General features: G+C 61.0%; 14 protein-coding genes, 5 tRNA genes and 1 pseudogene. 8 read left to right on the top strand and 12 right to left on the bottom strand.

Translation table 11 applies throughout. The features are described from left to right. Positions 1-16 precede the first annotated feature (16 nt). The 5 genes from SJY08_RS08325 to gloA all read right to left on the bottom strand — a co-directional run bounded on the left by SJY08_RS08325 (position 17) and on the right by gloA (position 2,269). Positions 17-91 (bottom strand) — tRNA-Glu (locus tag SJY08_RS08325). A 170-nt stretch (positions 92-261) separates the two neighbouring features. Then, a tRNA-Glu gene (locus tag SJY08_RS08320) sits at positions 262-336 on the bottom strand. A 170-nt stretch (positions 337-506) separates the two neighbouring features. After that, positions 507-581: transfer RNA gene (locus tag SJY08_RS08315), tRNA-Glu, on the bottom strand. 160 nt (positions 582-741) lie between these two features. Further along, complete coding sequence (locus SJY08_RS08310) at positions 742-942, bottom strand: hypothetical protein (protein WP_377275280.1); 201 nt, start codon at positions 940-942, stop codon at positions 742-744. An 886-nt stretch (positions 943-1,828) separates the two neighbouring features. Further along, positions 1,829-2,269: a lactoylglutathione lyase gene (gene gloA, locus SJY08_RS08305; RefSeq protein ID WP_069041466.1), complete on the bottom strand. Its 441-nt coding sequence runs from the start codon at positions 2,267-2,269 to the stop codon at positions 1,829-1,831. A gap of 182 nt (positions 2,270-2,451) precedes the next feature. On the opposite strand from gloA, the gene SJY08_RS08300 reads away from it, so the two are divergent. The 6 genes from SJY08_RS08300 to SJY08_RS08275 all read left to right on the top strand — a co-directional run bounded on the left by SJY08_RS08300 (position 2,452) and on the right by SJY08_RS08275 (position 5,075). Next, positions 2,452-3,030: a cold-shock protein gene (locus SJY08_RS08300; RefSeq protein WP_054151282.1), complete on the top strand. Its 579-nt coding sequence runs from the start codon at positions 2,452-2,454 to the stop codon at positions 3,028-3,030. A 4-nt stretch (positions 3,031-3,034) separates the two neighbouring features. Beyond that, the gene (locus SJY08_RS08295) at positions 3,035-3,511 is read left to right on the top strand and encodes a DUF192 domain-containing protein (protein ID WP_377275279.1); all 477 of its coding nucleotides are present in this window, start codon (positions 3,035-3,037) and stop codon (positions 3,509-3,511) included. Positions 3,512-3,615: 104 nt separating this feature from the next. Next, positions 3,616-3,692 (top strand) — tRNA-Pro (locus SJY08_RS08290). Between the two features lie 83 nt (positions 3,693-3,775). Next, entirely contained in the window at positions 3,776-4,081 is a 306-nt protein-coding gene (locus SJY08_RS08285; RefSeq protein ID WP_076396238.1) for an ETC complex I subunit, read from the top strand. Positions 4,082-4,114: 33 nt separating this feature from the next. Beyond that, positions 4,115-4,191: transfer RNA gene (locus tag SJY08_RS08280), tRNA-Arg, on the top strand. A gap of 158 nt (positions 4,192-4,349) precedes the next feature. After that, complete coding sequence (locus tag SJY08_RS08275; RefSeq protein WP_377275278.1) at positions 4,350-5,075, top strand: nuclease; 726 nt, start codon at positions 4,350-4,352, stop codon at positions 5,073-5,075. Positions 5,076-5,159: 84 nt separating this feature from the next. On the opposite strand, the gene SJY08_RS08270 is transcribed toward SJY08_RS08275, so the two are convergent. The 4 genes and pseudogenes from SJY08_RS08270 to SJY08_RS08255 form a co-directional block, all read right to left on the bottom strand. Continuing rightward, positions 5,160-5,933 (bottom strand): amino acid ABC transporter ATP-binding protein, encoded by a 774-nt coding sequence (locus tag SJY08_RS08270; RefSeq protein ID WP_054151286.1) that lies wholly within the window; start codon positions 5,931-5,933, stop codon positions 5,160-5,162. Between the two features lie 17 nt (positions 5,934-5,950). Further along, a pseudogene (locus SJY08_RS08265) lies at positions 5,951-7,101 on the bottom strand (amino acid ABC transporter permease). Between the two features lie 2 nt (positions 7,102-7,103). Next, a complete protein-coding gene (locus tag SJY08_RS08260) occupies positions 7,104-8,297 on the bottom strand; it encodes an amino acid ABC transporter permease (RefSeq protein WP_377275277.1) in 1,194 nt (397 codons plus the stop codon). Positions 8,298-8,463: 166 nt separating this feature from the next. Beyond that, positions 8,464-9,492 (bottom strand): amino acid ABC transporter substrate-binding protein, encoded by a 1,029-nt coding sequence (locus SJY08_RS08255; RefSeq protein WP_054151289.1) that lies wholly within the window; start codon positions 9,490-9,492, stop codon positions 8,464-8,466. Between the two features lie 356 nt (positions 9,493-9,848). Here SJY08_RS08255 and SJY08_RS08250 point away from each other — a divergent pair, with 356 nt between their 5' ends. Next, complete coding sequence (locus SJY08_RS08250) at positions 9,849-11,039, top strand: cystathionine beta-lyase (RefSeq protein WP_069041463.1); 1,191 nt, start codon at positions 9,849-9,851, stop codon at positions 11,037-11,039. A gap of 12 nt (positions 11,040-11,051) precedes the next feature. Here the strand turns inward: SJY08_RS08250 and SJY08_RS08245 are convergent, their stop codons facing one another. Both SJY08_RS08245 and SJY08_RS08240 read right to left on the bottom strand, forming a co-directional pair. Continuing rightward, complete coding sequence (locus tag SJY08_RS08245; protein ID WP_377275276.1) at positions 11,052-12,215, bottom strand: FAD-dependent monooxygenase; 1,164 nt, start codon at positions 12,213-12,215, stop codon at positions 11,052-11,054. Positions 12,216-12,243: 28 nt separating this feature from the next. After that, the gene (locus tag SJY08_RS08240) at positions 12,244-12,489 is read right to left on the bottom strand and encodes a zinc-finger domain-containing protein (RefSeq protein WP_076396256.1); all 246 of its coding nucleotides are present in this window, start codon (positions 12,487-12,489) and stop codon (positions 12,244-12,246) included. A gap of 163 nt (positions 12,490-12,652) precedes the next feature. On the opposite strand from SJY08_RS08240, the gene SJY08_RS08235 reads away from it, so the two are divergent. Next, a complete protein-coding gene (locus SJY08_RS08235) occupies positions 12,653-13,438 on the top strand; it encodes an alpha/beta fold hydrolase (protein ID WP_377275275.1) in 786 nt (261 codons plus the stop codon). A 3-nt stretch (positions 13,439-13,441) separates the two neighbouring features. Here SJY08_RS08235 and SJY08_RS08230 read toward each other — a convergent pair whose 3' ends face one another. Next, complete coding sequence (locus SJY08_RS08230) at positions 13,442-14,245, bottom strand: enoyl-CoA hydratase-related protein (protein WP_377275274.1); 804 nt, start codon at positions 14,243-14,245, stop codon at positions 13,442-13,444. Positions 14,246-14,251: the final 6 nt, after the last annotated feature.

The raw sequence follows: 14,251 nt of genomic DNA, 5'->3' as shown, positions 1-14,251 counted from the left end.
GTGTGGGAGATCGAAGTGGCACGCCCTAGGGGAGTCGAACCCCTCTTCCCAGAATGAAAATCTGGTGTCCTAACCGATAGACGAAGGGCGCGTGCGCTTCGGTGGCGCCCTTATGGCCGGAACTCGCCGCGAGCGCAAGTGCTCTTTCGGCCCGTGTGACGATTTTATCCACAGGCTTGGCGAGGCACGGTAACGTAAGTACAAACAAGCACTTGAGCCTTGCTGGTCCACAGGTTCTGCAATGTCGGGAAGAGATCGAAGTGGCACGCCCTAGGGGAGTCGAACCCCTCTTCCCAGAATGAAAATCTGGTGTCCTAACCGATAGACGAAGGGCGCGTGCGCTTCGGTGGCGCCCTTATAGTCAGGCCTCTTGACGACCGCAAGCGGAAATTTGACGATCCGAAGTGGAAAAATTCCGAGCGGGTGAACCCGCAGAATGACGGCGTAACCGCGTCCGGCGATACACCAATCAAGAAGTTCATAATGTCTGGAAAAGAGAAACGAAGTGGCACGCCCTAGGGGAGTCGAACCCCTCTTCCCAGAATGAAAATCTGGTGTCCTAACCGATAGACGAAGGGCGCGTCTGCTTCGTGGCGCCCTTATAGTCAGGCTGTTTGAAGACCGCAAGCGGCATTTTCGCCTTTCATGCAAAAAATATGACAGGGGCCGCGCAGGCCCCTGAAAACTCGGATAATCCCTGTCTTTGGAAGGACTTGGCGCCCAGGCCGCTTGCCGAAGGAATCAAGGCTCTGCGGTCGTCGGTTGTGATTTCTTGCCGCCTCTCAAGAGATCCGCAAAGGATGGCAACCATCCCTTCTTCTTCTTTACAGCCTCGGCATCCGCCACCAGTTCCTCGGCAGAGAGCGGCTCGGCCGGATCGGCTTCCTCGATTGCACCCATGGCCTGCAACTGGTCCGGCGTCAGCTGAACCCGATCCGGCACCGATCCGGCAGGCTCGCGCAGCGCAAGGATCTTTCGCTTCGGACGGGGATCCGAGAGTTTCTTCAGGACCGGTTCGTCGCCGCCGACTGCGGCAGGCTCGGCGAGCGGAGTTCTGAACTGCGGTTTCCGCGCGCGCCTGTTCCTCCAGTGCCCGCTGTTGCATCAGCATCTGCTGTTCGGCAGACGGACTGAACAGGCTCTTGCTGACAGCATTGACACCGAGCGTCGGCATTTCGTTCGGCACGAGGCTGCCGCTCGGCACAGGTTCTCCGGCCGCAGCCTGGGCGGTAGCTGGCTCCATGGCCTGCACGACTGCCGCCTGCTGCCTCTGACCGGCAGAGAACAGGCTGTTGCTCCTGGGCGAGGCATTGGTCGGCTGCATGGTGATGTCGCCGAGATCGGCGGAGGCCCGGGAGGCGGCCTGAGGGGGATCGACTTGTGTCGCCTGTTGCTGCAGGGCGAGAACTTCCGGCGGCGGTTCGGCAATGTCGCTATAGGCGGCGGCCATCGGCACCGGCTTGCGCTTAAGGCGCGCAGGGTCCGTCTCGTTCTGGGACGGCATTGAGGCCGATGCGTCGGCAACCTGTCCCGAAACAGCACTCACATAGGGATCGCGAAACGCTTTTTGGGCTGCGGAATTGCCGGACGCTTCTTCCGCAGCCGAGGCTTCTCCGAGCGAGAGCACTTCGTCCGCGCTCGTCTGGCAAGAGGCGAGCATCAGGCCGCTGGCGACGGCAAGAATGCCGAGGGTCGGTCTGCGAGCATGGGAATTGCTGGTCATGGCAGGTCTCCGTCATCGCTCCCATCGGGGAAGCAGGGAGGGCCGCCGGGGCGGCCCTCGTCTGATGCGGAGACTAGGCGCGCAAACTTGCGCGAAGCGGTGGTCTTACCAGGCGCCGGTGTTCGGCATCGATGCCCAGGGCTCGGCGGGCGCCAGGTTTTCGCCCTTCTGCAGGATCTCGATCGAGATGCCATCCGGCGAGCGGACAAAGGCCATGTGGCCATCGCGGGGCGGACGGTTGATGGTGACGCCATTGTCCATCAGCTTCTGGCAGATCGCATAGATATCGTCGACCTCGTAGGCGAGGTGGCCGAAATTGCGGCCGCCCGTATAGTCTTCGGTATCCCAATTATAGGTGAGCTCGAGGCAGGGCGACATGTCGGCCTTAGCCTTTTCGAGATCCTTCTCGGCGGTCAGGAAGACCAGCGTGAAGCGTCCCTTCTCGTTTTCATACCTGCGGATTTCAGTGAGGCCGAACAGCTCACAATAAAAGTGCAGGGAAGCCTCGAGATCCTTCACTCGGACCATGGTGTGTAGGTAGCGCATGGGTGTTCTCCTTTGACCCGGACGATATGGAACAGCCGTCAGCTTCGAGCAAGGCTGCGGTGCAAAAGCAATTGGTGAAATGTAAAACTAGGGCTTGCGCAGATCCGTTGACCAAATGTTAATCTGAATCTCAAGAATCAGTTAACTGAGCAATGTGACGCGTTTTCGAGGGGCTTGGGAAAATGGCGGACAGGATATCATCGAAGGGGCTCGGCGAGTTCGAAGAGCTGTCCGGAGAGGCCGTAGACCTGATCGAGATCACCGGCGTCATCAAATGGTTCGATGTCGCCAAGGGGTTCGGCTTTATCGTTCCCGACAACGGCATGCAGGATGTCCTGCTGCACGTGACCTGCCTGCGTCGCGACGGCTACCAGACCATTCTGGAAGGCACGCGCATCGTGGCGCTCATCCAGAAGCGTGATCGCGGCTATCAGGCCTTCCGGATACTGTCGATGGACCAGTCGACCGCGATCCATCCATCGCAGATGCCGCCGGTCCGCACCCATGTCCAGGTCACGCCGACCAGCGGGCTTGAGCGCGCTTTGGTCAAGTGGTTCAACCGCACCAAGGGCTTCGGCTTCCTGACGCGCGGCGAGGGCACGGAAGACATCTTCGTCCACATGGAAACCCTGCGCCGGTTCGGCCTGACGGAATTGCGTCCGGGTCAGACGGTGCTTGTGCGGTTCGGACCGGGGGACAAGGGGCTGATGGCCGCCGAAATCCATCCGGACAATCCTGGTCCCGCAGCACGGGCGCATTGAGCCTATGGCCGGCATGTCAATTCTTCTGAGAAGCGCCCTTGCGGCGCTTTTCGTGTTTTTCGGTCCTGTCACTTCTGCCTTGAGCGAGGTGATCTTCGAACGCGGTCAACTCGGCTTCGAGACAAGTGCCGGCGAGACCATTACGATCGACGTCGAATGGGCCCTGACGGCCGAACAGCGGGCGAGGGGACTGATGGAACGGCCGCCGCTTCCCGATCGAACCGGCATGTTGTTCGATTTCGGTGATACCCGCATGGTCACCATGTGGATGGCCAGCACGCCATCCTCGCTGGACATGATCTTCATCGACGAGACCGGCCGCATCGTTCGCATCGCAGAGCGCACCACGCCCCTGTCCGAATCGATCGTGTCCTCAGGCGAGCCGGTCCGCTACGCCCTGGAGATTCGCGGCGGCCATGCGGCCGAACTCGGGCTCGATACATCCGCGCGCCTGGTCTTGCCGCTCGATCTGCCGAAATGACGAAGTCTCCGCTCTCTGCCGCCTGAAAAATCAGTGCCGGTAAAACCGCTTTTTTACTGTTGCGGGGGCAGGGTGAACCGTGTATTCCGGCAACATTGCTGGAACGGAGTGTAGCGCAGCCTGGTAGCGCATCTGGTTTGGGACCAGAGGGTCGGGAGTTCGAATCTCTCCACTCCGACCAGCAATCAAAGACCGCCGGCTAAGGCGGTCGGGAAGTGTGCGGCAGGCTGCCTTGCCGTGAAGTCTTGGAGATGGATGAGACCCATGTCTGCAAAGATCTACCGCCCCGCGAAAACCGCCATGCAGTCAGGCAAGGCAAAGACCCATCTCTGGGTTCTGGAATTCGACCAGTCCGCGCCGCGCAAGATCGATCCGATGATGGGCTACACCACCTCGGGAGACACCCGCCAGCAGGTCAAGCTGACCTTCGAAACGCTTGAGCAGGCCGAAGCCTATGCCACGCGCGAGGGCATCGAGTATCGCGTGCTCCTGCCGAAGGAAGCCAAGCGCCAGGTTGTCTCCTACACCGATAATTTCCGCTACAATCGTCTGCAGCCCTGGACGCACTGAACCGGCTTCAACCGCTTTCTGCAGTCCTCAGACGGTCCCTTAGCTCAGCTGGATAGAGCAAGTGCCTTCTAAGCACTAGGTCGTAGGTTCGAGCCCTACAGGGATCGCCATCCTCTGCCACAATGCATGACGACTAGCCGGGCCGCCGAGCTTCGTTATTCCGGCGTCTAAACGACCTGTGCAGAATCGAAACAGCGCAACGTTTTCTCACCCATGCCAACCTTTCGGAAACTCTTGGGCGTCATGATGCGCTCACGAGAGGTTAACCATGTCCAGTCGCACCGCTTCATCCCGCCGCGCGCCCGCAAAGCGCCGCAAGTCGAGCCGTTCTTCCGCAGGTCAGGGCATGACATCCTGGCTCGTCATCCTGGCGGTGGTGGCGGGTGGTATTGCGCTCTATGACAACAGGGCCACCGTCCTCAAGGAACTGTCACCTTTGCTGTCGAAGGAGCGATCCGTCGCGGCGAGCCCGACGCCGAAACCGGACACGAGCCGGGAAAAGCAGCCACAGGCGAAGACGCAATCGACTGCCGCAAAGGGGCCCGTCCCACCAGCTTCAGTCGGTGTGGCGAAGGCAGCGGTGCCTGCGTCACGGCCTGCCATTGCTTCGACCGAGACGGCTGCTCTGACGGGTGAGAATTTCTCCGGAAAGTTCTATTTCTGCGGCACGTCCGGCCTCGACAATTGCGTCATGAGCGGTGACACCTTCTGGTACCGCAAGACGAAGATCGTGCTGGCGGATATTGCCGCCCCGCGCACCGATGGCGCCGCCTGCCAGCAGGAACGCGACCGGGGCTTCGCCGCCAAGGTGCGGCTCAAGGATCTCTTGAGTTCCGGCCAATTCGATCTCGAGACGCTCAAGGTGCAAGCAACAGGCGCCGCACCCGGGGTATTGCGCGTGGCGACCCGCGACGGTCGCTCGCTGGGCTCCATTCTCGTCTCGGAAGGTCTGGCCAAGCCGCGCATGGCGCGTCAGCAGAGTTGGTGCCCCTGACGGCAGCTGAGTCTCTGCCCTCAATGCAGAAGAGCCCGCCGCGGTGTCGCGGCGGGCTCTCTTGTTTTGTGCCTGACAGGCAGATCAGTGCAGGATCTGGCTGAGGAAGAGCTTGGTACGCTCGTGCTGCGGATTGTCGAAGAACTCGGCCGGCGAGTTCTGCTCGACGATCTGACCCTGGTCCATGAAGATCACGCGGTCGGCAACCTGGCGGGCGAAGCCCATTTCATGGGTGACGCAGATCATCGTCATGCCTTCTTCGGCAAGGCCGACCATGGTGTCGAGCACTTCCTTGACCATCTCAGGGTCGAGCGCCGAGGTCGGCTCGTCGAACAGCATGATCTTCGGCTTCATGCAGAGCGCACGGGCAATCGCCACGCGCTGCTGCTGGCCGCCAGAGAGCTGGCCCGGATATTTGTTGGCCTGTTCCGGGATCTTGACGCGCTTCAGGAAGTGCATCGCGACTTCCTCAGCATCCTTCTTCGGCATCTTGCGCACCCAAATCGGTGCCAGCGTGCAGTTTTCCAGGATGGTCAGGTGCGGGAACAGGTTGAAGTGCTGGAACACCATGCCGACTTCACGCCGAACTTCGTCGATCTTCTTCAGGTCGTTCGTCAGCTCGATATTGTCGACAAGGATATTGCCCGTTTGGTGTTCCTCAAGCCGATTGATGCAGCGGATCATCGTCGATTTTCCGGATCCGGACGGTCCGGCCACGACAATGCGTTCGCCCTTCATCACCTTGAGGTTGATGTCTCGCAGCACGTGGAAATCACCGTACCACTTGTTCATGTTGATCAGCTCGACCGCCACATCGGTGCCCGACACGGTCTTTTTAGCGGAGTTGGCTTCAGCCATTGTTTTTCCCCTTGTCCTTATCGCTTGTGGCCGGTGTCGAGGTGCCGCTCCATGAAGGCGGAGTAGCGCGACATGCCGAAGCAGAAGATCCAGAATACGAAGCCAGCGAAGATCAGACCCGTGAGCGGTGTCACAGGTGTCGCCCAGGTGGCATCGGTGAAGTTGAGACGGACGATGCCCAGGAGGTCGAACATGCCGATGATCGACACGAGCGAGGTATCCTTGAACAGACCGATGAAGGTGTTGACGATGCCCGGGATGACCAGCTTGATCGCCTGCGGCAGGATGATCAGGCGGGTCTTCTGCCAATAGGAGAGGCCGAGCGAGTCTGCGCCCTCATACTGTCCCTTCGGGATCGCCTGCAGGCCGCCGCGCACGACTTCCGCCATATAGGCAGAGGCAAACAGCGACACGCCGACCAGCGCGCGTAGGAAGTTGTCGATGGTCCAGCCCGTTGGCATGAACAGCGGCAGCATCACATTGGCCATGAAGAGCACTGTGATCAGCGGCACGCCGCGAACGACTTCAATGAAGACAACGCAGATCATCTTGATGATAGGCATGTCCGAACGGCGGCCGAGTGCCAGCAGGATGCCGAGCGGCAGCGAGACGGCAATGCCCACGAAGGACAGGATCAGCGTCACCATCAGGCCGCCCCAGAGCGGTGTTTCGACTTCCGTGAGGCCGAACCCGCCATGCAGCAGGAAGAAGGCGACGACCGGGAAGACGATGAACAGCAGAAGGGCGTTGAGGCCCTTGCGCGGCGCCTTGGGGATCAGCATCGGCACCAGGAGTGCGACGAACATCACGCCGACGAGGATAACGCGCCAGCGTTCCTCGAGCGGGTAGCGCCCGAAGATGAACTGCGAGAACCGGCTCTCGACGAAGGCCCAGCAGGCGCCTTTCCAACCATTAGGCTGGGTGCCGCCCTGGGCGATCGTTGCGCAGACAGAGCGATCGGCACCGAACCACGCAGCGTCGAGGAACAGGAAGTTGATGGCCCCGGGCAGAATCAGAGCCAGCACGGCAAGCCCGATGATGGTCAGGACGACATCCTTCGGGGTTGCCAGAAGATTTTTCGAACCCAGCCCACGACGCTCGCTTCCGAGGTCGGCGGGGGCAGCGGAGCCAGCATTTCCTGGCGGATATAAGTGACTTCAGACGCCATGATCAACGCTCCACCAGGGCCATTCTTGCATTGAACCAGTTCATGAAGAGCGAGGTCACAATGCTGATGGAGAGATAGACCACCAGCCAGATCGATACGATCTCGATCGCCTGGCCGGTCTGGTTGAGAGTGGTCCCGCCGGTAGAGACCAGTTCGGGGAAGCCTACGGCGACACCGAGAGACGAGTTTTTCGTCAGGTTCAGATACTGGCTGGTCAGCGGCGGAATGATGATGCGCATCGCCTGCGGCACGATCACGAGACGCGTCGTGGTCGACGGCTGCAGGCCGAGCGCGGACGCAGCCTCGGTCTGTCCCTTCGAGACACCCTTGATGCCGGCACGGATGATTTCCGCGATGAAGGCAGCGGTGTAGAAGGACAGAGCGAGATAGAGTGCAACGAACTCCGGTGCGATGACAGCGCCGCCGGACATGTTGAAACGGCTTGCGACCGGGTAGTCGAACGTCAATGGCGAGCCGGCCGCCAGGAAGGCGAGAACGGGCAGGCCGATGATCAGGCCGAGGCTGACCCAACCGGTCGGGAAGATCTGGCCGGTGCGCATCTGCCGCGCCTTCGCCCAGCGAGAAACGACGATGGCCGCGATGATGCCGACGACGATCGCTATCGGGATCATGCCCGCGCCATCACCCCAGATCGGCTTCGGGAAGGCGAGACCACGATTGTTGAGGAAGGTCGAGAACGGCAGTTCCAGCGAATCGCGCGGCTGCGGCAGGGTCGAAAGCACGCCCGAATACCAGAAGAAGATGACGAGCAGCGGCGGCAGGTTGCGGAAGGCTTCCACATAGACAGTGCAGAGCTTGGCGATCAGCCAGTTCCGCGACAGACGACCGATACCGATGAGAAAGCCGATCACGGTCGCTGTCACGATACCGGTTGCGGCGACCAGCAGCGTATTCAGCAGGCCGACGAGAATTGCCCTGCCATAGGTCGAATCCGACGTGTAGGCGATCAGGCTCTGCCCGATGTCGAAACCGGCACGGCCGTTCAGAAAGTCATAGCCCGTGGCGGTGTTGCTGCGGGCGAGGTTTGCGATGGTGTTGTTTGCAATGGTCCAGACGATAAACGTCATGACGGCGATCGTAGCGATCTGAAAGAAGATCGATCTTGCTTTCGGATCGTAGATCAGCGAGCCAAGGCTCCGCCCTTCGGCGGGCAAACTGGTGGCGTGATCTGTCATGCTGTGCCAAATCCCCGAGGCTTCTGTGAGCCCTAAATGTTATTGTTTTTCGAGACAGCCGGCATTCTCTGATATCGCCGCTGACCGCAGCGCGTGTGCCGGTCTGAACACGTAGTCTGGATAAGCGCGAGGCGGCTTTCGCCGCCTCGCAAAGTCCAGCCTGATCTTAGCGGACCGGCGGTGCGTACTGCAGGCCACCGTTGGTCCACAGGGCGTTCACGCCGCGCTCGATCTTGAGCGGGGTGTTGGCGCCGATGTTGCGCTCGAAGACTTCGCCGTAGTTACCGACGCCCTTGATGATGTTGTAGGCCCAGTCATTGGTCAGGCCGAGGTCGGTACCGATCTTGGTGTCGGCTTCGGCGCCGAGGAAGCGCTTGATGTCCGGGTTGGTCGAAGACGACTTGATTTCGTCGACATTGGCCTGGGTTATGCCGAATTCTTCGGCCTGTACCAGGGCGTAGTGGGTCCACGAAACGATGTCGAACCACTGGTCGTCACCCTGACGAACGGCCGGACCAAGCGGCTCCTTCGAGATGATTTCCGGCAGGATCATGTGATCGTCCGGGTTGGTCAGCGTCAGACGCAGCGAATACAGGCCCGACTGGTCGGTCGTGTAAACGTCGCAACGGCCAGCCTGATAGGCAGCGTTGACTTCTTCCAGCTTTTCGAAAACGACCGGCTTGTACTCGAGGTTGTTGGCCTTGAAGTAGTCGGCGAGGTTGAGTTCGGTCGTGGTGCCGGACTGAACGCAGACGGCGGCGCCCGAGAGCTCGAGAGCGGATTTGACGTTCAGGCCCTTGGTGACCATGAAGCCCTGACCGTCATAGTAGTTGACGGTACGGAAGTTGAAGCCGAGCGCGGTGTCGCGGCTGATGGTCCAGGTGGTGTTGCGTGCGAGCATGTCGACTTCGCCAGACTGCAGCGCCGTGAAGCGGCTCTGGGCGGTGGTCGGCGTGTACTTGACCTTGGTGGCGTCACCAAAGACGGCGGCAGCAACGGCCTTGCAGTAATCGACGTCGAAGCCGGTCCAGTTACCGGCAGCATCCGGCGAAGCGAAGCCGGCGAGACCCGTGTTCACGCCGCACTGGACGAAACCCTTGGCCTTCACGTCATCAAGCGTCGCGGCGGAAGCTGCGGACGCGCCAAAACCCAGGACCGCAGCGCCGATGGCAGCTGACAGGAACTTGTTGTTCATTTTTCCCAACCTTTTTTCTCTTGTTGTATGCCAGCGACGGCCACCAGCCGAATTCAGCGGTGCGCGTCGGCTCGCAGCCTCCCGGTGCGAGCATTCATATTCCATTCGTAAATTCATGCAGGGTCAAGTCTTTATGCCGTAGAACGGCCACAAAAGCGCGAATTTACCAAATTCGCCCTCCAAATAGGCAAAAATGTGTGGTTTTTAGCCTGAAGTGATGAAATTCGCGCCTTTTTGACTGTTCTGATGTGCTCGAACTGCAAGACTTGCGCCGCGGATCACGGAATTGTGCAACTTGACCGCTCTTCAATGAGGCGCGAAAACCAAGACATCCGAGCCTGAGGAATTGTCAATCCATGAGCAAATCCAAAGACTGGCTGGCGTCTGCCGGCACCGACACGAGACTGTGCCATATCGGCTATGATCCGGCCGACTACCACGGCTTCGTCAATCCACCGGTCGTGCATGCCTCCACAGTCCTGTTTCCCAATGCGCGGGCCATGGAAACGCGTACGCAGCCCTACACCTATGGCACGCGCGGAACGCCGACGACGGATGCTCTGTGCCGTGCGATTGATGAGCTGGAGGGATCGGCCGGAACGATACTTGTGCCGTCGGGCCTGGCTGCGATCACGGTTCCCTTTCTCGCCTTTCTGTCGGCCGGCGACCATGCCCTGATCGTCGATTCCGTCTATTCGCCCTGCCGCCATTTCTGCGACACGATGCTGACCCGCCTTGGGGTCGAGGTGGAGTATTACGATCCCGAGATCGGATCCGACATCGAGCGTCTCATCCGCCCGAACACCAGACTGGTGCATACCGAAGCGCCGGGCTCCAACACCATGGAAATGCAGGATATCAGAGCGATCTCCGACGCGGCGCACAAGCATGGTTGCGTGGTCACGATCGACAACACCTGGGCGACGCCGCTCTATTTCCGCGCCCTGGATTTTGGCGCCGACATCTCCATCCACGCCGCCACGAAATATCCGTCGGGCCATTCCGACATCCTGATGGGGACCGTTTCTGCCAATGCCAAGCACTGGCCGGTGCTGAAGGAAGCGAACATCACGCTCGGCATCTGCGGCGCTCCCGATGACAGCTATCAGATCCTGCGGGGCCTGCGCACGATGGGCCTGCGTCTGGAGCACCATTGCAAGAGTGCTCTTTCGGTCGCGCGCTGGCTGGAAGGCCGAGACGACGTTGGGCAGGTCCTGCATCCGGCGCTTGAAAGCTTTCCCGGTCATGCCATCTGGAAGCGCGACTTCAAGGGCGCGAGCGGCGTCTTCTCCTTCGTCCTTCCGGCAGCCTCCAAGGACAAGATCAAGCCGAAGGCGCACGCTTTCCTCGATGCCCTGCAGCTTTTTGGCCTGGGCTGGTCCTGGGGCGGTTACGAGAGCCTCGCGGTTCTCGTCAATCTCGAAGACCGCAAGATCCGCAAGGGTCCCACCGACGGCGCCGTGATCAGGCTCCAGATCGGCCTCGAGAATGTCGAGGACATCTGCGCTGATCTCGAGCGTGGATTTGCAGCGGCAGCGTCTGTCTGACGCCAAAATCGTTCAGCCGTCGATGCGGTGGCCGTAGAGCCAGTCCAGGTCGGCGGCGAGCGTCTCGGGTGAACGCAGCGACAAAACGATGTCTCGTCCGAGGCGGAATGGGCCGCGCGCATGGTAGGCGAAGCGGTTGAAATCGCCGCGTGCCTTGACCCGGGCAGCGCGCGCCTTGCGTTCGCTCGTAAAGGCGGCAAGGGCCGAGGGCAGGGGTGCCCGAGCGACATGGGCCGCCAGAGCAAAGGCATCCTCGATCGCCATGGCCGCACCCTGCGCGGAAAAGGGCATCATCGCATGCGCCGCATCCCCGATCAGGACCGTATCGCGCCCATTGTGCCAGTTGCCCTCCGAAGCCTGATAGAGCGGCCAGAAAGTGGCGCGCTCCGCGCCGGCCAGAATTGTTCTGATGTCGCGATGCCAGCCTGAAAACTGTTCGAGCAGCATCGCGCGTCGCGCCGCATCCGCATCGATGGCCCAGCTTTCGTCGCTCCTCGTGCCGGCTGCAATGGCAACCAGATTGAAGCCCTCGATCTCGTTCAGTGGATAGCTCACGAGATGCGCCTTGGCGCCGAGATAGGCAGTCACACCCGTCCGCGACAGGAAGGCGGGCGCCGCAGCCCGGCTGATGGTGAAGCGCCAGGCGATGTTGCCGGAAAAGCTGACGCTCGGCGCACCGGTGATCGCATCGCGGGCGACCGACCAGGCGCCGTCGGCGCCGATGACCAGATCGGGTTTGCGCTGAGTGATCGCGGCGAGAACGTCAATGCCTACGCCCTGCACCCGATGGCCGAGATGCATCCGGCACAGCGGTTGATTGAGCACGGCCCGCAGAAGCCCTTGCTGGAGTGTCGAGCGGTGCAGAACGCCGTAAGGATGACCCCAGCGCTTCCTCGCGAATTGACCGGCGGGTACCGATGCAAGGGGGCGCAGGTCTTTGCCTGAAACCAGGCTGATCGCCGTCGGCTCCAGCCAGTGACGTTCGAGTTCGCCGAGCACGCCAAGCGCGTCGAGGACGCGGGTCGCATTCGGCGATAGCTGGAGGCCGGCGCCGACTTCTCCGAGTTGCGGAGCCTGCTCGATGATATCGGAGGAGATGCCCTTGGCGGCCAGCGACAGGGCAGCAGTCAGCCCCGCCACCCCGGCTCCGACGATGGCGGCGTGCTTGATGGACATGAAATCTATGCCGATCGTGACGCCGCGGTCACGCCGCCTTGATGTGGAAGACGCAGCCCGGCGGGTTGGTCTGTTCGGCCTTCAGGCTCGGATTGTAGCGGTAGAGCGTCGAGCAGTAGGAGCAGACTTTTTCGTTGTCATGTCCCATGTCGATGAAGATATGCGGATGGTCGTAGGGCACGGAGGCGCCGGTGCACATGAATTCTTTCACGCCGACTTCGATCACCCGGTGACCGCCGTCGTTCTGGAAATGGGGAATGGTGTGGCCGGCCATGACTTGCTCCGAATGCTGTGCGAATTTGCGCGGACATTAGCGCCGTCATCGCCAAATGTGTAGAGCCGGGCGGACGCAAAAGTCACAGAAAATCTGCCTGCGGCAATTGATGTCATCGTAACCATGGCTATGGTTGCCGGCCCATGCTCACAAGGACTGATCGATGAATCTCGACGCGCCGCCGTTTTTCAGCTTCCGCAACGATGGGCTCGACCTTGCCTATTTTGATGATGGAGATCCGGCCGGCGATCCGGTGCTGCTGATTCATGGCTTTGCTTCTTCGGCAAGCGTCAACTGGGTCTATCCCGGCTGGCTGCGCACGTTGGGCGATGCCGGCTACCGGGTGATCGCCATCGACAATCGCGGCCATGGCGCAAGCGCCAAGCCGCATGATCCGGAAGCTTACCATCCGACCGCGATGGCCGCTGATGCCGCGGCATTGCTCACCCATCTCGGGATCGCCGATGCCCATGTCATGGGCTATTCCATGGGCGCCCGGATTTCCGCTTTCCTGGCGATCGAACATCCCGACCGCGTCCGCTCGCTGATCTTCGGCGGCCTCGGCATCGGCATGTGCGACGGTGTGGGCGACTGGGATCCGATCGCTGACGCACTGCTTGCGCCCTCGCTCGAAGACGTGACCCACGAGCGTGGCCGCATGTTCCGCGCCTTTGCGGACCAGACGAAGTCAGACCGTCTGGCACTTGCCGCCTGCATTCGCACCTCCCGAGACCTGGTGCGTCGGGAGGATATAGCCAGGGTCGAGATCCCGACCTTGATCGGCGTGGGGACCAAGGATGACATTGCCGGATCGCCGCATGCGCTGGCCGAACTGATGCCGCGAGCCGTGGCGCTCGATATCCCCAATCGCGACCATATGCTGGCGGTTGGCGACCGGGTGTTCAAGAAGGCGGCCCTCGACTTCTATTCGGAACTAGCCGGAAACTGAAACTCAGCGGCCGGTGAAAACAGGCCGTCGGCGTTCTGCAAAGGCTGAGCGGCCCTCGCGATAGTCAGCGCTTTCGAAGGTCGTTGCACCAATGATCTCGGCTTCTCGCAGCAGGTCATCATCGGCCTGTTCGACGGCGCGCAGGGCCAGTTTCGACGCGCGCAGCGACAAGGGGGCATTCGCGGCAATGGTGTCGGCCAGCATCTTTACCCGCTGCTCCAGTTCGTCGGGCTCGGTGATTTCAGACAGGAAGCCGCAGTCGAAGAGGTCTGAGGCCTTCATCGCGGCGCCGGTGTAAAGCGCGCGCCGTGCCATCTGGCTTCCAAGGCCACGGACAAAATCCTGGACGGCATCGGCCGGATAGGCAAGGCCGAGTTTGGCGGCGGGCACCGCAAACACCGCATCGGATGCCGCAATCCTCAAGTCGGTCGCCGCCGCGAGGCCGAAGCCGCCGCCATAGCAGACGCCCCTGATCGCCGCGATCATCGGAACCGGCGCTTCCCGGATGGCTGCAAACGCGCGGCTGTTCGAGGCCTCATAGACGCGTGCGGTCTGAGTATCCTTGCGTAATTCGGTAAATTCCGAAATGTCTGCTCCGGCGCTGAAGTCTGCGGTGCCGGCCCCGGAAATCACGATCACGCGTGCCTCCGCCTCGACATGCAGCCAATGAATGGCCTCGGGGATCGCCCGCCACATGGCCGCCGTAACGGCATTCTTGCGTTGCGGATTGTCGAGGATCAACAGCCCCGTTCCTGCTTCAACGAAAGCTTTGATAAAGCCATTGGCGAAGCTGATCGACTGTTTCATGCGGCC

Origin of the sequence: Rhizobium sp. R86522 (genome assembly GCF_042466255.1) — a bacterium.
GTDB lineage: Bacteria > Pseudomonadota > Alphaproteobacteria > Rhizobiales > Rhizobiaceae > Allorhizobium.
The sequence above is the reverse complement of the archived record's forward strand: the minus strand, read 5'-3'. Positions and strand labels throughout refer to the sequence as shown.